We start from the raw sequence: 19,678 nt of genomic DNA on the forward strand, positions 1-19,678 counted from the left end.
GATCGCACGGCGCGACTGGACGGTACAATATACCGCTCAATCGGACAACTGGATAACCTTAAAATAAAGCAATGCAGATAGCCTACCCTAACTACACGACCTCCGACACTCATGAGTGCAACTATTAGCCCAAAAACCTTGCCCTTACCTCCCGGTAGTTTTGGTCTACCTTGGATTGGCGAAACTCTTGGTTTTTTATTTGATCCTGATTTTGCCGTTAAACGGCAACGCAAGTATGGCTCAATTTTCAAGACTAACATCTTAGGGCGACCAACAGTTGTTATGGTGGGGGCAGATGCCAATCGCTTTATCCTCTCTTCCGATATGGATTGCTTCTCCTGGCGCGAGGGGTGGCCCGATACGTTCAAGGAACTGTTGGGAGAGTCTCTATTTGTCCAAGAAGGGGAGGAACATAGGCGTAATCGTAAGTTATTAATGCCAGCGTTTCACGGCAAAGCGTTGGCAAATTATCTAGAGACAATGGATAGCCTCATCCAGGAGTATCTCAAAAAATGGGAACATCTGGGTACGTTCACCTGGTTTCCCGAACTCAAACAGATGACATTTGAGATTGCCAGTATACTTCTTGTGGGCAGTAAACCCGGAGAAAATATGGCACAACTATCGCAGTGGTTTACGCAACTGACATCAGGTTTATTTGCCGTACCTTTACGCTGGCGCTTTTCGACTTATGGTAAGGCATTGGCAGCACGGGATAAGTTATTAGACTACATCGAACAAGCGGTGCGAAAGCGACAGCTATCCCCTGCCCAGGATGCCTTGGGGTTGCTGGTACAGAGTCGGGATGAGGAGGGAAATGCCCTCTCCATGAACGAACTCAAAGCCCAAACGCTACTGCTGTTATTTGCGGGACACGAGACAACGACATCCATGCTGACATCTTTGGCTATGGCATTGGCGCAGCATGAAGATGTGTTAGCCAAAGCGAGGGCAGAACAGCAACAATTCACAACAGAGGGTGCTGTCACCTTCGAGCAATTGAAGCAAATGCCGTACCTAGAACAGGTATTGCGGGAAGTCGAACGCCTGTATCCTCCTGTGGCTGGTGGATTTCGAGGAGTGGTGAAGTCGTTTGAGTATCAAGGCTACCACATTCCCGCAGGTTGGCAAGCCCTCTATCGCATTCAAGGCACCCATCAGGATAGTGAAGTCTATACCAATCCAGAGCAATTTGATCCCGATCGCTTTTCAGCCGAACGGGCAGAACACAAGCAACAGGAGTTTAGTTTAGTTGGTTTTGGTGGTGGACCGCGCATTTGTTTGGGACTGGCATTTGCTCAGATGGAAATGAAGATTTTTGCTGCTCATTTACTGCGTCATTATCGTTGGGAATTGCTGCCTAAGCAAAACCTGACAATGGATGCCATCCCCACTTTACATCCTCGTTCTGGGTTACAGGTAAGGTTTGGTAAGCTTTAAGGCAAAGAAAAATTTTTGTAATAGGCAAAGCGATCGCTAAATTCTTTACTGGTAGAGAGGGCAGACTTAATAAACAAGTGTAACAATTTCCGGCAATGCTCAAACTCAAATCACTAGGCTTATCCATGATTGCTGCCTCAGTTGTCTTAGGCAGTCAAGCCCTTGCGTCGGTTCCTGCGTCTCTCTCTGATCGTAGACTTCAGCCGGATGGCGATCGCCTATCCCACAACGAGAACGCAACCCTTGCTCACCCACACCGTGAAACCCTCATCAGGGGTATGGGGGCGATTGTGATGGTTGCCGGTGGAGTCTTCCTGTTGCTCAATTTTCGCAGGACCAACAGAAATACAAAAACAGCCGACCTCAGCGGTGCCGACCTCAGTGGTGCCGACCTCATCAATGCCAATCTCAGTGGTACCAACCTCAGCGGTGCCAACCTCATCAATGCCAATCTCAGTGGTGCCGACCTCAGTAGTGCCAACCTCAGCGGTGCTGACCTTATCAATGCCAATCTCAGTGGTACCAACCTCAGGGGTGCCAACCTCAGATATGCCAACCTCAGCGGTGTCAACCTCAGATATGCCAACCTCAGTTGTGCCAACCTCAAATATGCTAATCTCAGCGATGCCGACCTCAACTGTACCTTACTCAGCGATGCCAACCTCAGCGATGCTAACCTCAGTGGCGCCTTGCTATTTTTTGTAAATTCACGCGAAGTTCAGAATCTTGAACCGCTTCAACTACAGGCGCAACATAAGCCTTTTTTATGTAATGTTGCACTGCCTTCCTACTCCCATCAACCAAAAGTGAATCCCAATCGCGACTGCGATCGCATTCCCCAACTTTTGAGCGATCGCTACAATATTTCACTCGAAGAGGCTCAAGGGATAGTCAATGAAGCTCGACAACACCGATGGGACTAACAAAAACTGGCACAATCAGGGCGGTTTCATTCTAGTAGTGGTGCAAGTCCCCAAAGCCTGCCATAGACTGAAGTTCCCCCCATCCCGATTGACGATAGAAGCCTAAACCCCGACTAAAGGAGCATTAGTCCTCTATGATGTCAGCTCAACGTATTTTGAAGCGTACAGACGCGCCATGGCGCTACTACATAACTGATTCAACTTGTTTTATTAAGAAAAACAAACGAAGGTTGGCTTAGGGGGAACTCATCAGACATTATAGAAACTTGAGTGTTAGTGATTCATTAAGCTGAACGATCTTTTTGAGCAATTATTTGCAGAATTTATAGAGGGTGAACTATGACCAGTCAATCTCAATCCGGGCAATCAGTTTTGACTCGTTCTCGTGATGTAACGATTATTAATATTGATGCGCGAGTTAACGATGATGACAATCCCGTCATTAAATATTTAACACCGGGTACCTACGAGGTTCAGTTTATTGGTCAATCTCAAGGTGGTATGTATGATGCCTGGAGTCGTTGGAGTTTTGTCTATGAATGTGAAGAAAATGGCGAAAATTGTACTACTGGATGGCTCAATGAATACTACATAACCTCCAGTGAATTTATCGTTAGCGTACCCACGACAGGTATATATGCAACACCAGAAATTGCCCGCTCTAAAGCCCAAAACACGTCATTTACCCTAAAGTTTGCCAGCGAAGTCAGCTTTTTTATTAATGATGATATCCTCGCGGATAATCAAGGAGGCGTGTCTTTGCTGGTTAAACGACAACACTTTCGTCAACCCCCGTCATTTTGGGGAAATTTAGTGTTATGGGCATTACTGATTGATTCAATCGTACTAACCTGGTTCATCTTAGATCCTTAAATTAGTCACTCTAGCCAAGAGAGAATCTACCGTTTATGCCAATTCAGTTTTTTTAGGAGTAGAAATCATCAATGAAGCGTCTAGTTGTTTGTTGTGACGGAACCTGGCAAAAACTAACGAGTCCTTATCCGACCAATGTGGTTAAAATTGCCCAAGCGATTAAAGCAACCTGTAGTCAAGATATTCCCCAGCTTATTTTTTATGATGAGGGCATTGGAACAGAAAACCCATTTGCCAAGATTTTGGGTGGGGCGTTTGGTAAAGGCATTGATCAAAACATACAAGACGGCTATCGCTTTCTTTGCTTAAACTATGAACCCGGTGATGAAATTTATTTGTTTGGGTTCAGTCGCGGTGCTTATACCGTTCGCAGTTTAGCGGGAATGATCTTTAACTCAGGGCTATTACCGCGAGAAAAGATCCGCAAAGCGCCTGAGGCTTACGAGAACTATCGCTCCCGTAAGGGTGAGGATAAACCCGATGCCTACAAGATGGAAAAGTTTCGCCAAGAAAATAAGGCTGAGCAAGTTCCGATTACACTGCTTGCCTGCTGGGATACCGTTGGTTCTCTAGGAATCCCTGATTTATCGCCGCTTTTTGCCTTTGACCAACAAATTAACCAGAAATACGCCTTCCACGATACCTCATTGAGTCCGATTATTAAGAATGCCCTACATGCTGTTGCTATTGATGAGCAGCGTCAGGTTTTCTATGTCACACCCATGCAGAAAAGCCGCAGGAGCGAATATAAGGGTCAACCTGTGGATCAATTCTTACGTCAAGTTTGGTTTCCCGGCGTTCACGGATCAGTAGGCGGTGGCTCTCAAGAACAAGCTGGTTTATCCGATGGAGCGTTGCTGTGGATGATTGAATCCATTGAGCAATTGCGTCAGCAACAACGTTTGGGATTGGAACTTGATCCAACCGTCATCGAATATGGGATTCACCCTGATCCAACTATCATGTTCAGCAATGAACCGCAGAGTTTTATCGGTCGATTAACATTAAAAACTGGACGCAAGATTCGCGACGTTAGTGATGACTTTGATGATCTGCATGAGAGTGTTAAACAACGTTGGCAAAAAGTTTTCGATTACCGACCTGCAAATCTGGAAAAATTTAAATCCCTGTTAGATAAATACGGAGAGATGTAGACGCTTTCCTAACTTGCCTCTGGGTGACATTAATTCATGTAGTCCCTAAAAATCGAGAACGGCAATACGCGCTCAAAGAATTATCGAGTTCATTCAAAACCATGTCCTTGAGCGCAGCGCAGCAACAGTCGGGGCAGGTTTTGTTACATCGGGGTGAGTACAGAATCGGTAATCATCAAACCCCCATACACCATCAACACTCAACAATCAACACGCAAACACCATGATTACTCCAACGGCTGATCAAATTGCTAAAACCAAAAAATCAATTGAAAACTACTACATTTCTTGGATATCTTATCCATACAAACGTGAAGGAGTTGCTCCATTTTATCAGATGCATGAACCGGGAGAATCAATTCGTGGAACAGTGATGATCTTTCACGGCTTTTCAGCTAAACCGATGCAAATGTTTCTGGTGGGTGACTACCTCTTCCGCAACGGGTTCAATATTTATCAAATTCCTTTGGCGGGTCATGCGTTTATTCCACCCGATAGTTATTGGCCCCAAGTTGACCTCAAGCCAGAATTTCGTGATCCCCTCCGTGATGAAGTCCGAAAAGATGCTGTTTTAGACCTTTTCTTGTCCAATCGTGATAATAAATCCCAAGGGCAATTTCAACGATTGACCACGTTTCAGAAGATGGCGCTGATTGGTCGGATCATCAAAATGGCACCCCAGCTATTGGATATGGCATTGGCAATTGAGCGACCCAATGACCCCGATTTTGATCGTTATTTCACGTCGTCTCATATGAATTATTTGACCGATGCACAGGAACGTTTGGCAGAATTGGATGCGATGCCAGGACCGATTTATACCCTGGGACTCTCTGTCGGTGGTGCCGTTGCCCTCGGACTAGCAGCGTCTCGACCGGATCGAATTAAAAAGGTGGTGGCTTATGCTCCGCTTTTGGAAGTGTCTAATGAAATTAATGAGCGTTACATTAACCTCACGGGTCCCTTAGACTTGAGGGAATTTTCTTGGGAACAAAATGTTAGTTTTCCGGTGGGCTGTTTGACCGCTGCTAACCGTTTTGGTGCTTTTGTTCGGAGTGATAAAAACCGAGAAGCGTTAGAGAAGATTCCTACATTTTTGGTATTAACCGAGAACGAAGACGCGGCTGATCTCAAAACTAACCAGAGATTCTTTGACCAATTAGGTGGGAAAGACAAAGGACACCACTACTATCTCTATCCAGCGAGTGACCTTGTGCCTCATCCTATGGTAGACCCGACAGAAGTGAGTCAGGGAATGACGAATCGTTTCTGGAAGAGTTTGTATCAGGAAACCTTCCGCTTCTTGACGACAGGAGAGGTTGATGCGGATAACATGAGCAACCTTGAGGAAGCACCGGATTTACCGCCGATGCCGACTTATTCGTAACTGGAAGTGATCAGTGATCAGTTATCAGGAGATAGGGGAGATGGGGAAGTTGTGTAGGGGCGGGTTTCACGACTATCGTTTGAAATGGTGCGTTACGCTTCGCTAACGCACCCTACACCCGCCCCGGCTTGACATAAGACGAATGACATAAGACATAAGACGAATGACAAATAATGAACAGTTAGCTCAATGGTTATATCGCCTTGTAGAAATCCTGCGTAGCCAAGGAAATTCGACATGGCGCAGGTTGGTTCAGACTGTTTCGGGCAAAACGGCTGTCATTGAACTAGATGGAACTCAGTTGCAACTGTGGGCGCAGGGAGATGAGCCGTTGCAGGTTAGCATCGAATCCTTGACAGAACCCCAACCCGTTCACTTTTGCAGCGATGCTGAAACCCTGAGAGATATCATTACGGGTTCTGTAACATTGGATGCGGCGGTAATGAGTGGCAAAATTTATGTTAGGGGTGATTTACCCGACTTACTGGGTATCAATCAGGTCGTCATGGGCATTTTAGCCGACAGTGCGATTAATTTACAGTTACAACGCCTCTGGAACGACTTTGATCACCTCTGGTTCCATCCCCCCTCTCCTCCCCCTTGTCAATCCCTTGACCAACAAAAACCATCCTGTGGTTATCTGATCAACCAAATACCCGCCGATGTACTCAACATTGAAGTGGATTGACATCACCCGAAAGGGCGATATACTCTAATCTATCCTTGTCTGCTTGGTAAAATTTACGGAGTTTTACCAAGATTCTTAATGAAGATTTAAGATTTTTGACAATTTCGGTTATTGGCGGCGATCGCGCCTATTCTGATATACAGAGCGCCGATTAACGGCGACGCTAACGTTCTGTTCACTCACTTGCCATACCGAGCTAATTATTTTATGACTACTCTACCTACATTGATTCGTTCCCTCGCTTTAACCGCCCTACTCAGCTTTATTGCTCCCGTTGTCCTCTTCTTGGGATTTTTCGCCTTTCTATGCACTATGAGCTGGGTTCCTGGCTTGGAAACCCTTGGTCAAACAGGCGCAAACGATTTGTTACAGTTTCTGGCGATTTTTGGGAACGGCTGTTCCGTGGAAGGGTTGTTCGTGATTGGCTTAACCTGTAGCTTTGTGGCAGCCTTATTTGATACCTACGCTTTCTATAACTATCAGCATCTCAACAACCACTAACATCAACCATTGTAACCAATGATTTCCTCTATTCGGTTAGATTACCTTGGGCAACCTGGTTATGGTGCAATCAGTCTCCCGTCTTTTTTAACCTGACGGGAGACTTCTAGCTAACCTAGCATAGTCAATTAAGACTGATCCGATTGTAGAGCAGCGGCTGTCTTCTCGCGGTTGAGCTTGAGAATTAACACACCTAGGGGAGGTAAGCACAAATCCAGAGAATAGGGTTGATTGTGGAACCACCATTCATCCGTCCACTTACCGCCTAAATTCCCCATATTACTCCCACCATACTCGCGAGCATCACTGTTAAACAGTTCCGTGTAGAAGCCCATTTCTGGAACCCCGACTCGATAGTGGCTGTGGGGCTGAGGTGTGAAATTGCAAACCGCGACAACAAACTCTTCAGAATCCTTAGCACGGCGGATAAATGCCACCACGCTATGGCGATTGTCACTACAATCAATCCATTCAAACCCGGCTTCAGCATAATCTTGAGTATAGAGAGCAGATTCTCGTCGATAGACCTGATTCAAGTCACTCAGAAACAGCTTCAACTGCTGATGGGGTTCGTATTGCAGTAAATGCCATTCTAAATCGCCCCAGACATTCCACTCACTCCACTGACCGAACTCCATGCTCATAAACAGGGTGTTCTTGCCGGGATGAGTGAACATATAGGTAAATAAGCAACGGATATTGGCAAACTTTTGCCACTCATCCCCAGGCATTTTGCCCAGCATATTACTCTTCCCATGCACAATCTCATCGTGAGACAGCGCCAGCATGTAGTTTTCGGCATGGTGATACCACATACTGAAGGTAATATTATTCTGGTGGAACTGGCGGAACCAAGGGTCCATGTGGAAATAATCCAGCATGTCGTGCATCCACCCCATGTTCCACTTCAAATTAAAGCCTAATCCACCAACATAAGTGGGCCAAGACACCATGGGCCAATCCGTTGACTCTTCGGCAATGGAGAGGATACCCGGAAAATAGCTAAAGATTACATGATTCGCCTGTCGCAGGAAATCGGCGGCTTCAATGTTCTCCCTTCCCCCATACTGGTTCGTCACCCATTCTCCCGGTTTACGACAATAGTCCAGGTAAAGCATCGAGGCGACAGCATCCACGCGAATTCCATCGATGTGGTATTTGTCAAACCAGAACAGGGCGTTGGACACCAGGAAGTTACGGACTTCGTTGCGGTTATAGTTGAAAACTAAGGTTCCCCACTCTTTATGTTCACCTTTGCGGGGGTCAGCATGTTCATACAGGTGAGTCCCATCAAAGAAGGCTAAACCGTGACCATCTTTGGGGAAATGACCCGGTACCCAGTCCACAATCACGCCAATCCCGTTCTGGTGACACTGATCCACAAAATACATGAAATCGTCGGGTGTCCCATAGCGGGAGGTGCAGGCAAAGTATCCGGTAACCTGATAGCCCCACGAACCATCAAACGGATGCTCGGCGACGGGGAGTAACTCAATATGGGTAAAACCCAAATCTTTAACATACGGAATTAAGCGATCCGCCAATTCCCGATAGGTAAGAAATCGCGCTCCGGGTTTGAGATCAGACACCAGAACCACGGGTTCAGGCTTCCCATCCGCGCCAATGGGGGGTTCGGCTGAAGAACCATGCAGCCACGAGCCTACATGCATTTCATAGATAGAAATTGGCTGAGTCAGCGTATCGGTATGGCGGCGCTGCTCCATCCAGTCTTGATCGTTCCAGGTGTAGGTATCAAGATCGGCAACAATCGAAGCGGTTTTGGGGCGGATTTCTTGGTGGAAACCATAGGGGTCAGATTTTTCGTAAATATGCCCATCATAGTTTTTGATTTCATACTTGTAATGGTCGCCAACTGCCACTTCTGGGATAAACAGTTCCCAAATACCAGTGTCACCTTTCCGCATTTGGTGCTTGCGCCCATCCCAGTGGTTAAAATCACCTAAAACCGAAGCGTTGCGAGCATTCGGAGCCCAAACGGCAAAGTAGACACCCTGAACTCCATCTATTTCCGTGGGATGGGCTCCTAGTTTCTCGTAGATGCGATGATGATTCCCTTCGGCAAATAGATGCCGATCAAACTCGGTTAAGCGGGGCGAACGGAAGGCATACGGATCATAGATCACCCGCTCGTGTTCGCCTTCTTTGAGGCGTAACTGGTAGTTTGCCAGTTCCTCTATATCGATCTGACATTCAAAAAAGTGGGGATGATGCACTGATTGCATCGGATAGTCTTGGCGTTGTTCTGGTAGCACAACCCACACGGCGTCAGCATTCGGGAAATACACCCGTACTGCCCAGGTGGTCTTTCCATCCTGTTCTAATCGGTGTGGACCGAGTATCTCAAAGGGGTCGTGATGTTGATTCCAGACAATTCGGTCAATCTGTTCAGGGGCAATCATGGGAAACATCGAGGTATCTACTTCAGTGAATGGAAAATGGGTGTTAAATAATTTTAATATTTATATACTTTTTTTGTTTTTTCTACACATTTGGGGCAAATTGGGGTATAAGCAAGAATTATAGTCTTTTCGGTTGCTTCCTGGTTAAGTGATACAAATAGACTTTGAGAGAATACTCTTCATCATCCTATTCTCGGTATCCTATCTGTGGCAAGCATACACGGAATTTGACCCCGACACCTTGAATGAACCACTTGTGACAATTTGTCCCAGCTTCCCTAGGTCAAGGAACCAGGTTTCTTTGGGTGAAAGCTTGATATGTCCTTGTCATCCTCACGAGAAACCCGGTTTCTCGGAATAATTGACCCTCTAGAGGGGCGGATGTGAGTCAAGTTATCGGATATTTACATTAGTGAAGCCCGCCCCGGAAAAAATGGTTGACAAGTTTTGCTGTATTGTGCTATGTGAATTTAACTTTAAAACGGGGTGAGTGTCTGCCACAGATCAACCAGTTTCAGAATAAAAACAGTTTGTTGGATCTCAGTAGCGAGTTCCGGGGGGGTTGACCGCTGGGCTAATTCAGCTTTAAGTTGGGCGTATTCTGCGGCTGTAAGCAGTTCCCCATCGATAGGCGATCGCGCTTCGGTGATAATCTCGGTTCTCCACACCTCTTCGGGTACGTCATCTGGGGGAGGTAACGCCAAAGTCGGTTGAGTCACCCAACCCATCAATCCCAGACAGATACTAAAAAATATACCCTTTTCCACGCTTTTAAGCTAAAAATAGTTTTCAGTGTACAGACCTAACATACTATATCTGTTTTGAGTTCGCGATCGCTTCCCTAACGCTTCACCCATCCGTTATGAATGAAGCAACCCACTCGCGTTAAACCGCCTTGGGTTCAAACCCAAGGAACTAAAAGGTCAAGTAAGCTTTAGCTTACTACATTCAACACTTTGAACCCATTTTCACGGGTTTTAGCTTTTAGCCCGAACTTTAGCGTAAGTTAGCTCCCTCACCAGATACCGTGAAAATTTAGAAAATTTCTTCTTCTTCTTCGGTATCTGCGACAAGATTAATTTCTCGTCGTATCCACCGCCAAATAAAGTCTTGTTGTTCAAGCGAGAAGCCACATCGATCCATTTCGGCTTGTACTTTATCGTCTGGTACTGGCTGAAAACGTGCAATTAAGATCCAGCGGATACCACCAAAGCAATACCAATCATCTTCTAGAAGTTCATCAACAAGGAAAGGGGCATCATCTGGGTATGATATTTGCTCCAATTCTAATGCTGTAGACAATACTGCAAATACTCCGAATATGACATCAGAACCTTGTTCTAAAGATTTCTGTAAGTTATCTCCATAGAAACACCTAAATCTCGATAATATTTCTGTGTCATATCGCTCGCCATTAATCCAAGGTTGTGAAGAATAAAGCAAAATTTTACCTATTTCCCTTAAATCATTTAGCTGGCTCTCAACGTCCGTCATTTCGTTGTATAAGTCGCGGTATTTATTCATAAATTGCATTAAACATTCAGCAACCGAACCCCAACCATCTGAGAATATAGAAAATATTGCATCACAAAAAAGGCTATCTGTACCATGCCAATTAATCAAATTTCCAACGGAAATTCTTCCGTCTTGCCAAGCTATATGGCAAGGAAGAAAGTATTTCGGATACAGTTGCTCCATGCAGTCATAACAAGCATCGAAAATCTTTTGAGAGACACCTTGCCAAAGATGCGAGCTAATCTCAAAGAGAACAAGGGCTTCACGTTCATCACTATTCTTCTTAAATCGTTCGATCAGTAATTTCTCTAAACTCTCTGCAATAGTTCCTTGATTCTCAGTTGCCGCATTGAGCAGTAACAAAGTTTTTCCCGATCTTATAAAGTTTATGGAAGACCCCTGTGAATACTCATCTAGATTGATCAGTTTAATCCCTGACTCTAGTAAGTATTCAATACAAGCTTTCGTAATCTTCCGAGTCACTTTGGCACTGGGAACCATAAACTCTAAACATCGTGCCGCAAAAGACAGTAAATTCTCAGCTTCCTCTGCTTCAGCCTCGCGAACAGCATAAAGGACAGTAGTGAGTAATTTATCCCCAGCACCTTCAGGATTTTTACTTTTGATCTGAAAAGCCAATTGTGCGACAACATCCCATTCCTTCTGGGCAATCTTGGGCAAAAGAAACTCGGCTAACTCCTTCGCTGTCTCTTGGGTTCTAAACAAATAGAGTGCCGTAAAATATTCTAGAAAAGTACGATAAGTAAATTGATAGAGTTCCTCACCATCTGCCGTTGTTCCTATCCCCGTAAATACCCAAACTCGTCCCCGACAAAGTTTAATAAACTCACGCGCCGCCCTTTCTGCTTTATCCCGATCATCGAAATAGTTTTCTAACCAATACTGAGAGAGTTTAACAATAAGCTGGCGTTCAGTTACGCCTCCCTGCAAATCTTCATCAGTATAAATCCAATAAGCGAGGTGAGCAACCGCTGGTCGAATATTATCCTCAAAGCGAAACTCAACCGGAATATCTCTGTTTTTATCCCACGTTTCAAACAACATTTCAGCACATTCTTTATAAACCTCCGGGCGATTTCGGGGAATGTAACCTTCGCGCCGATAGAGGTTACACATCAACGCCAACATCAGCGGGTTAGAACGCAAATCGGAGACAAATTGGCTCTCATTGAGAAAGGCTTCTCCCTTTTCTTCTGGTTCTTCGTTAACCTTAAACCATGTCGTAACATATTCTTTGACTTGATTTTCATCAAAGGGAGCCAGCCGAAAAACCTCAAATTTTTCTGGATCAAGAGGTGCTTGATCATACCCCACTTCTCTGGATGTCACCAGCACAGGGACTGAGGGATAAAGATTACAGAATAATTCAATATCGCTGCTAATTTCCCGGCGATAGCTAGTATCCAACAGTTCGTCTAATCCATCAAAAATAACTACAACTCGACCCGTCAATAGCAAATATTCAAATGCTCTAGGTGGTGGCGGGGTTTGATAATCAGAATTTGCTTTTGTTTCGATATATTGTACGATGGAACAGTTGATTTGTTTCTTCTTTGCGCCATAATCCCGCAGGATGACCAGGATTGGTGTAACTTGTCTACCCGCAAAGGGGCGTTCTGAATAGCAGGTTGCTAAAACATGGGCGAATTTTTGGGTAAAGGTGGATTTACCACCACCCGGATTTCCCAGTAGGACAACGCGATAAATGCTAGCGAGAAACGTTTTAATTTTTAGGGATTCTGGTTGATTGGTTTGTTTGGTGGGGGTTGGGATAAAGTTGGGACAAACATATAGGCGATTGATGGGTAGTTTCTGCGCCTTATCGAAATCGGGAGGAATAATATATTTGTGGCGTTCACCAACTTGCTGACGATAGTTTTCCTCAAAGGTTAGAATGGCTTTAATATCGGGTTTTCGTGGTGCTGTTAATAGGTTAAGCGTCTTTTGAATTGTCGCAATTTCATCCCGCACGATTTGATGACGGAATGCTGATTTGGCGTCATGCGCTGAGAGTCTCCCCCTGTCAATCGCGATTTGTAGCGCTTCTTCACATCCCTCAATCAGATCATCTAAAATTAGATTTGCTGCGTCTTGCAGTTCAGATTCTGGGATGTTGGTATAGTCGGAGAATGCGGCTAACCATTCCTGACGGATTAGTTCAAAATTATTTTGTGGATGATCTGAAAGTTGGGCGGCGTAAATTTGACGGACGATGGTTTCGGCGGGTGGAGATTCCAAAAATAAGCAAATTTGGTCAATTTCGGCGGGTTCATAACATTGGATTCGTTCTGATACTGTCTCGGCGGCTTTTTGTAGAACGGGTTGTAAGGCTGTTTCATTGAGTTTCCGGCGTTCGAGGATTTCTTCACCAATGAGGTGTTTTCCTATCTGACGACTGACTGGTGCAAGAAGTGGAGAGAGTCCTTTGGAAATTAGGGTTAAATTTGGCTCCATGGTTGTATGCTATGGGAGTTATGATAGGAATAGTTCTATATTAGTAGATGCGTGAGTTTGAGCGGCGCTAAAGCGCATACTACAAACAAGGCTGTACTACGTGCGGCGAAGGTTTATGGCGAAGACAGCGCAACTACAAGCCTTTTTATGACAGGGAATTATGAAGGTTAGTTTTGGATTTGGGTACATCGCCAGCCTGATTCTATTGGCTAGTTATCCGGTGCTGACAATATTGACAGAAGGGACTCCTGCTGTAGCGGATGATACGGGAGTGATTCGGAAAGTTGTACTCCTGGATTTATGGGAAAGGGGGAATGGGTTTCGGTTGTCCCCAGAAGTTACCCAAATTACAGTTGTTGAGAATTATGCGATCGCGCAATGGTTTTGGGACAATAGTACTGGAGAGACGGTTGTGATCAATCAGAATAATCAATGGCACGCGATCGCGTCAACCCAAACCCCATTTACTCCTAGCACCTTGGCTAACTATGGGATTCCTCGTGAGACGGCGCGACAGTTAATTAATCGCGATCGCGCTAATCCCAACACACCCTCAGAACAATCTCCGGTAGCGAATCTATTCACCCCTGTCTTACCGCAACTCCAGCGACAAACCGATACTTTAATTTTATTACCCAGCCAAATGCCGGAGTTTAGACAGCGCATTTATGTGAATAGTTTTAGGTCACCCAATACCTATAGTATTGCCTTAAACTTAAAGCAAAACTGCAATGGAATGCCCGATTGTACTGTAGGTGCATTTAGCGCCACGCCAGTGAATCCAAACTATTCTCCCGGCGATGGATTCATCAAAAAAATTCCGCTCACTAACGATATCTGGGGATACTTTACACCAAGTCGATGCCAGAGTATTTGTACACCAGCGGTGATTGAATGGGTGTGGCAAGATACCCATTACCGAATTGCCTTAAAAGGGATGGGTACAGATGTTAATCGAGCCGAAGCGATAATGGTCAACATTGCTAATTCTGCCATTGAAGCCGGACCCCGTTAATACTATATCAGTTCAAGACTTACATTTTAGTACGACATGAAAAGCTTTTAACCCGTTTTAACGGGTTTTAGCTTTTAGCCGGAACTTGAGTTCCGGGCTGGTTCTTGGCTGCAAATGCCCACCCGTTAACAATAGGCGAAAAAGCAGATACCATAAATCAAGTGCTTGGGCATTCTGCCCTCTGCATACAAGCCCTCTGCCTTATGCTTGCTTTTATGACAAACTCTATACCGTTACGCGATCGCTGTTTTCAACTGATTGATGAAATAGTCGCCGCGACGCTGAAAGGAAAAATCCGATCCAAGCGACAGGTTTACCAAACGCTGGCGTCAGGTGTCAGTAGTGGAACCGGGGAAATGTTTGAACGCTGTCTGGATGAACGTCACAGCAGCACTCAGGAACAAATCGATAATCCAGCGAGTGAACTCAAACAGGCTAAGGCGATACGGGCGCAGAGGGCGCTGAATATGATTAGCAGCGAATGGGAACGGGTACAGCAGGAGAATCAGGTTTCTGCGGCGATCGCAACGGCTATCCAGGGAATTACCCAAGCTGATCAGAGTGAACGGTTGACGGCTTTCCTACGGGCGATCGATCCGAATCGAGAACCTGTCCTGAATCTATCTCAATTGGCTCAACTAGCCAAAACACTTCAGCAGGAAGCCTCCGCCAGTTCCGACAGCGATCGCGCCAGGGAACTTGAACAGCTAGCCCAAGGAATTACTGGGGGGTTAGCCGCTTGGGGAAATTTGGAAAATGATTTAGTAAGCTGGATTTATGAGCAAAGTCAGGGTTCCTTGGGATTTGAGGAACTCGCTGAACAACGCGGACCTTGGGGACTCTGGGCAAAAAAGGTGAATCGTCCTCTATCTAAGTCATTGTTCCAAGCGCTGGCGTATAATCAACCTCTCGATGAATGGATTCGCCAACAGCCAACCTTAGAACTGGATGCTTGGGTGGAATTAACCGTTGTTTTGCAATGGTTACAACGTCGGTTAGTTAAGTGGTTTGATCAACGAGTCTATAACTCCAAAATGGGGGCGAGACTCTCGATTTCCACGTTTATTGTATTTGCAGTAATCTGGTCACAAATTGCCCTGGCATTAAATCAAGCAACGGTTCCCCAACGAGAACGCTTGATCGATAGCTGTTTTCAGGCGACGTTGCAAATTCTCCGCACGTTTGCTCAACGGGAGTATTTTCCTTTATATGGCGGTGTTTTTGCCTCCTTAAGTGGGAATTATCTGCGGAATGCGATGGATTATCTGGATGAACCCTTGCGGCGTGTCGAGGGAACCGAAGAGAAAGCGCGAATTCTTACGTTATTAGGCTATTCCCAACGGGCGCAAGGTCGATATAATCGAGCCATACAATTCCATGAGCAAGCTTTAGAGATTGCCCGTTCAGCGAGCGATCGCGTCTGTGAAATTGCTAATTACAATCATTTAAGCCGAATCTGTGTGGCACAGAAAAATTATGCTGAGGCGATTAATTATAGCCAACGGGCATTAATCTTAGCACGGCAAGCCGGGGATAAATTAGGTGAAGCCAACGCCTTAGCGAATTTAGGCTATAGTGAGGTCTTTCAAGCCCAACAGCAAGCCCTTGATCCTGATGTCTACGAAAGCGCCATCATGTACCTGCAACAAGGGCGGCAATTGTTAGAACGATTAGGCGATCGCCAAAGTCAAGCCCTGTGTTTATGTAGTTTGGGGATTGCTTATGTGGTTATGCAACAACCGCAAGAGGCGATTACTTATTTAGAACAAGGGTGGCAAGCCGCACAATTTTCTGGAGATTTGTATTTGCAGGGACTTAATTTAGCGTACTTGGCACAAGCCTACTATCAGTTACAAAACTGGAGTAAAACGATTTATACAGGCAGCTTGGGCGGATATTTATTGGAGCAGATTGGGACAGAAGACTGGCGCAAAGCCGTGGGATTACTGACGATTTTGCAAGGGCAATTGGGAGGGGAAGTATTCAAAGAAATCCTACAGCAGCAGCGGTCAAAAATTCTTCCCTTAATTGGTGTAGATGGATATGATTACCTGCCTGAATTATTGGAGAAATATCTAAATTCGATGTGATTGGTCATTGGTCATTCGTCATTGGTCATACTCGTGAGTATCCAAGCACCCAATTATGTCATTCTGAATGGAGCGAAGCGGAATGAAGAATCTCTACCAGATGCTGATGTTCGTTCCTCGCTACAGCTAAAATAGTGGAATAAATAGTTTGAATCATGATATTAGGGTTTGACCCAGGACGCGATAAATGTGGTTTAGCCGTAAAAGGGAAAGACCAAGAGATTTCCTATCATCAAGTGATACCATCCGATCAGGCGATCGCAACCATTAAACGATTATCTCAGCAGTTTCCCATTGAGACAATTGTCATGGGGAACCAAACCACCTCTAAGCAATGGCAAGGGAAAATTCGAGAAGTCATTTCCGCCCCTATTCCCATTGTCTTAGTCGATGAACGCTATAGTACATTAGAAGCCCGCGATCGCTACTGGCAAATGTATCCCCCCAAAGGACTCCAACGCCTAATTCCCCAAGGGATGCGCCAGCCACCTCGACCGATTGATGATATTGTCGCTATCTTACTCATTGAGCGTTTATAGCAATAGACACATCGATTAGGACGTTCGGCACCATTGTAGAGACGCGCCATGGCGCGTCTCTACATAAATGATGTGTCCTAACAGCCATGGCGGTTGCTATACTTACAAACTCAGACCTAAAAATTAGGTCTGGGCGGGTTTTGAACCAACGTTATCATCAATAGCGATACCAAAGTCCCTAAACCCGCCCCTACAAACTCAGACCTAAAAATTAGGTCTGGGCGGGTTTTGAACCAACGTTATCATCAATAGCGATACCAAAGTCCCTAAACCCGCCCCTACAAACTCAGACCTAAAAATTAGGTCTGGGCGGGTTTTGAACCAACGTTATCATCAATAGCGATACCAAAGTCCCTAAACCCGCCCCTACAAACTCAGACCTAAAAATTAGGTCTGGGCGGGTTTTGAACCAACGTTATCATCAATAGCGATACCAAAGTCCCTAAACCCGCCCCTACAAACTCAGACCTAAAAATTAGGTCTGGGCGGGTTTTGAACCAACGTTATCATCAATAGCGATACCAAAGTCCCTAAACCCGCCCCTACAAACTCAGACCTAAAAATTAGGTCTGGGCGGGTTTTGAACCAACGTTATCATCAATAGCGATACCAAAGTCCCTAAACCCGCCCCTACAAACTCAGACCTAAAAATTAGGTCTGGGCGGGTTTTGAACCAACGTTATCATCAATAGCGATACCAAAGTCCCTAAACCCGCCCCTACAAACTCAGACCTAAAAATTAGGTCTGGGCGGGTTTTGAACCAACGTTATCATCAATAGCGACACCAAAGTCCCTAAACCCGCCCCTACAAACCATGTTTCCTCGAAAGCTGTGAAGGGTTAACCCTCAACACTCTTATAATTCCGCCCGAATAGTAAACGCATAATCTCCTCCTGGTTCCAACTGGTAATCGCAACGTTCTAAAAATCGACCCAGTGGTTCTTGAATTAAAGCACGTCCCAAAGCAGGTCTGACGACTAACTGACCTTGACGGAAACGCCATTGAAACTGCCACTCATAAGCAGCCGCTTGAACATCTCCTTCAATTTTGCCCTGTTGCCAAGAGTGCTGGGTAATCCGAACGTAGGCAGTGGTTTCCGGTAAATTCTTAGAACTCACAGCTAAACCTATTCAGCTTAAACATTATTCTGGATGCAGCTTAGGGCGCACAAGTCCAGATTCGAGCATTTTATACTAAACTACCGAAAAATCCGTGATTGTCAACTCTAGAACTGAAACCGTGACCGATGAATATTTCGAGAATCTCAATACCAAGTATCCATCAAGGCACAGTAAACAATATGGCTGGCTGGGAGAGAAGTGAGTACAATAAACGATGAATCCTCAAATTATTGATAACCATGGGTCAATCTTAGCAAGAAAAGTTATGCCAAAAACTCAACCCCCCGTCAAACTGCGCTTGTGGACTATTGAAGAGTACCATCGAATAAATGATCGCTCGGAACCCGAACCCGATGTTGCTCTCGTCAGAGTTGATCCCCTAGACTATGCTGACCATCATCCCCTAGCATCCGATATTTATCTGATTATCGAAGTAGCCGATCCATTCGGTACACTGAAAAAAATAAATAGTATAGGAGGGGATAATGACCCAGAATAATCGCTCCCAATGGGATGCTGGTAGATTTGTCAAAACATTAGCTTACTTTGAGGTTATCCCTTTTATTAGCTGTTTAAAACGCTTATTTTCAGGTAATACACAACATCATAAACCAAGCCAAAGTGGAGGAAAACGATTGGGTAAGATAGTGGTAGCTGGTGCAACGGGTGGCGTCGGGAAGCGAGTCGTGCGGCGTCTGATGGAACGGGATTATCCGGTACGCGCTTTAGTCAGAGATTCTCAGCGAGGGCGGGAAATGCTGGGAGATGAGGTGGAACTATTTGAAGCTGATATCACTATCCCAGAAACCTTAACCCCTGCCATGATGGACGGTATCTCCGCCGTTATTTGTTGTACAGGTGTTCGGGTGCAACCTGTAGAAGGAGATACACCAAACCGGGAAAAATATTATCAAGGCATCAAATTCTATATGCCAGAAGTTGTCGATAGTCCCGAAATTGTAGACTATCAAGGGATTAAGAATTTAGTTCAAGTCGCCGCTAATCATCTCGAACCCGGAAAACAACTCATTTTTGATTTCAAACATCCCTCAGATGATGTAAAAGAAACCTGGGGGGCTGTGGATGATGTCGTGATGGGTGGTGTGAGTGAAAGCTCAATTCGTCTAATTGATAATGCGGCATTATTCAGTGGCACAGTATCTACCAAAAATTCGGGTGGTTTTGTTTCCGTTCGTACCCGTAATTTCGAGCCACCCTTAAATTTAGTGGGATATGAGGGGATGGAACTGCGTGTTAAAGGCGATGGACAGCGTTATAAGTTTATTCTGAGAACAGAATCACGGTGGGATGGCATTTCCTACTGCTACTCGTTTGATACTGAAAAAGATACCTGGATTGATGTTCGCGTTCCCTTTGAGGCGCTGATTCCGGTATTTCGTGCCAAAACTCTCCAGGATGCGGAACCTTTTGATCCGAGCCATATTTACGCGGTGCAATTGATGCTAAGTAAGTTTGAGTATGACGGCGCACTTAATCCCCACTTTGAACCCGGAATGTTTTCCTTACAAGTAGAA

16 protein-coding genes are annotated in these 19,678 nt (G+C 45.3%); 12 read left to right on the forward strand and 4 right to left on the reverse strand.

Translation table 11 applies throughout. From position 1 onward, the window contains the following. Positions 1-111 precede the first annotated feature (111 nt). From MC7420_RS28600 to MC7420_RS28630, 7 genes are all read left to right on the forward strand, one after another. Positions 112-1,440: a cytochrome P450 gene (locus tag MC7420_RS28600; RefSeq protein ID WP_006104988.1), complete on the forward strand. Its 1,329-nt coding sequence runs from the start codon at positions 112-114 to the stop codon at positions 1,438-1,440. Positions 1,441-1,535: 95 nt separating this feature from the next. Continuing rightward, positions 1,536-2,363: a pentapeptide repeat-containing protein gene (locus MC7420_RS28605; protein WP_044210303.1), complete on the forward strand. Its 828-nt coding sequence runs from the start codon at positions 1,536-1,538 to the stop codon at positions 2,361-2,363. Positions 2,364-2,702: 339 nt separating this feature from the next. Continuing rightward, positions 2,703-3,236: a hypothetical protein gene (locus MC7420_RS28610; protein WP_006104955.1), complete on the forward strand. Its 534-nt coding sequence runs from the start codon at positions 2,703-2,705 to the stop codon at positions 3,234-3,236. Between the two features lie 71 nt (positions 3,237-3,307). Then, the gene (locus tag MC7420_RS28615) at positions 3,308-4,390 is read left to right on the forward strand and encodes a DUF2235 domain-containing protein (protein ID WP_006104858.1); all 1,083 of its coding nucleotides are present in this window, start codon (positions 3,308-3,310) and stop codon (positions 4,388-4,390) included. 223 nt (positions 4,391-4,613) lie between these two features. Further along, entirely contained in the window at positions 4,614-5,777 is a 1,164-nt protein-coding gene (locus MC7420_RS28620; RefSeq protein WP_006104857.1) for an alpha/beta hydrolase, read from the forward strand. Positions 5,778-5,940: 163 nt separating this feature from the next. Next, positions 5,941-6,465 carry an SCP2 sterol-binding domain-containing protein gene (locus MC7420_RS28625; RefSeq protein ID WP_006104815.1) on the forward strand — a complete coding sequence of 175 codons (525 nt, stop codon included), beginning with the start codon at positions 5,941-5,943 and terminating at the stop codon, positions 6,463-6,465. 207 nt (positions 6,466-6,672) lie between these two features. Next, positions 6,673-6,966, forward strand: coding sequence for a hypothetical protein (locus MC7420_RS28630; protein WP_006104820.1), 294 nt, complete (start codon positions 6,673-6,675; stop codon positions 6,964-6,966). A gap of 128 nt (positions 6,967-7,094) precedes the next feature. On the opposite strand, the gene glgB is transcribed toward MC7420_RS28630, so the two are convergent. The 3 genes from glgB to MC7420_RS28645 form a co-directional block, all read right to left on the reverse strand. Further along, complete coding sequence (gene glgB / locus MC7420_RS28635) at positions 7,095-9,386, reverse strand: 1,4-alpha-glucan branching enzyme (protein WP_006104869.1); 2,292 nt, start codon at positions 9,384-9,386, stop codon at positions 7,095-7,097. 476 nt (positions 9,387-9,862) lie between these two features. After that, positions 9,863-10,153 (reverse strand): hypothetical protein, encoded by a 291-nt coding sequence (locus tag MC7420_RS28640; protein WP_006104870.1) that lies wholly within the window; start codon positions 10,151-10,153, stop codon positions 9,863-9,865. A 268-nt stretch (positions 10,154-10,421) separates the two neighbouring features. Next, entirely contained in the window at positions 10,422-13,376 is a 2,955-nt protein-coding gene (locus MC7420_RS28645; protein WP_006104992.1) for an NACHT domain-containing protein, read from the reverse strand. A gap of 160 nt (positions 13,377-13,536) precedes the next feature. Here MC7420_RS28645 and MC7420_RS28650 point away from each other — a divergent pair, with 160 nt between their 5' ends. The 3 genes from MC7420_RS28650 (at position 13,537) to MC7420_RS28660 (ending at position 17,020) form a co-directional block, all read left to right on the forward strand. Next, a complete protein-coding gene (locus tag MC7420_RS28650; protein ID WP_006104816.1) occupies positions 13,537-14,391 on the forward strand; it encodes a hypothetical protein in 855 nt (284 codons plus the stop codon). 215 nt (positions 14,392-14,606) lie between these two features. Continuing rightward, complete coding sequence (locus MC7420_RS28655; protein ID WP_006104905.1) at positions 14,607-16,481, forward strand: tetratricopeptide repeat protein; 1,875 nt, start codon at positions 14,607-14,609, stop codon at positions 16,479-16,481. A gap of 155 nt (positions 16,482-16,636) precedes the next feature. Next, positions 16,637-17,020, forward strand: a complete 384-nt coding sequence (locus MC7420_RS28660; protein WP_006104889.1) for a pre-16S rRNA-processing nuclease YqgF — start codon at positions 16,637-16,639, stop codon at positions 17,018-17,020. Between the two features lie 856 nt (positions 17,021-17,876). Here MC7420_RS28660 and MC7420_RS28665 read toward each other — a convergent pair. After that, positions 17,877-18,140 (reverse strand): DUF3146 family protein, encoded by a 264-nt coding sequence (locus MC7420_RS28665; RefSeq protein ID WP_006104974.1) that lies wholly within the window; start codon positions 18,138-18,140, stop codon positions 17,877-17,879. A gap of 217 nt (positions 18,141-18,357) precedes the next feature. Here MC7420_RS28665 and MC7420_RS44185 point away from each other — a divergent pair, with 217 nt between their 5' ends. After that, positions 18,358-18,642, forward strand: a complete 285-nt coding sequence (locus tag MC7420_RS44185) for a Uma2 family endonuclease (RefSeq protein ID WP_006104917.1) — start codon at positions 18,358-18,360, stop codon at positions 18,640-18,642. Further along, a partial coding sequence (locus MC7420_RS28675; RefSeq protein ID WP_006104868.1) for a CIA30 family protein occupies positions 18,629-19,678 on the forward strand: 1,050 nt, incomplete at its 3' end. The genes MC7420_RS44185 and MC7420_RS28675, both read left to right, overlap by 14 nt.

This window comes from Coleofasciculus chthonoplastes PCC 7420 (assembly GCF_000155555.1).
Taxonomy (GTDB): Bacteria; Cyanobacteriota; Cyanobacteriia; order Cyanobacteriales; family Coleofasciculaceae; genus Coleofasciculus; species Coleofasciculus chthonoplastes_A.

Bases quoted from the DNA above. Each gene is read 5' to 3' on its own strand.
- MC7420_RS28625 (WP_006104815.1), top strand. From the start codon at position 5,941: ATGACAAATAATGAACAGTTAGCTCAATGGTTATATCGCCTTGTAGAA.
- glgB (WP_006104869.1), bottom strand. From the start codon at position 9,386: ATGATTGCCCCTGAACAGATTGACCGAATTGTCTGGAATCAACATCAC.
- MC7420_RS28630 (WP_006104820.1), top strand. From the start codon at position 6,673: ATGACTACTCTACCTACATTGATTCGTTCCCTCGCTTTAACCGCCCTA.
- MC7420_RS28605 (WP_044210303.1), top strand. From the start codon at position 1,536: ATGCTCAAACTCAAATCACTAGGCTTATCCATGATTGCTGCCTCAGTT.
- MC7420_RS28660 (WP_006104889.1), top strand. From the start codon at position 16,637: ATGATATTAGGGTTTGACCCAGGACGCGATAAATGTGGTTTAGCCGTA.
- MC7420_RS44185 (WP_006104917.1), top strand. From the start codon at position 18,358: ATGAATCCTCAAATTATTGATAACCATGGGTCAATCTTAGCAAGAAAA.
- MC7420_RS28650 (WP_006104816.1), top strand. From the start codon at position 13,537: ATGAAGGTTAGTTTTGGATTTGGGTACATCGCCAGCCTGATTCTATTG.
- MC7420_RS28615 (WP_006104858.1), top strand. From the start codon at position 3,308: ATGAAGCGTCTAGTTGTTTGTTGTGACGGAACCTGGCAAAAACTAACG.
- MC7420_RS28655 (WP_006104905.1), top strand. From the start codon at position 14,607: ATGACAAACTCTATACCGTTACGCGATCGCTGTTTTCAACTGATTGAT.
- MC7420_RS28620 (WP_006104857.1), top strand. From the start codon at position 4,614: ATGATTACTCCAACGGCTGATCAAATTGCTAAAACCAAAAAATCAATT.
- MC7420_RS28610 (WP_006104955.1), top strand. From the start codon at position 2,703: ATGACCAGTCAATCTCAATCCGGGCAATCAGTTTTGACTCGTTCTCGT.
- MC7420_RS28600 (WP_006104988.1), top strand. From the start codon at position 112: ATGAGTGCAACTATTAGCCCAAAAACCTTGCCCTTACCTCCCGGTAGT.
- MC7420_RS28645 (WP_006104992.1), bottom strand. From the start codon at position 13,376: ATGGAGCCAAATTTAACCCTAATTTCCAAAGGACTCTCTCCACTTCTT.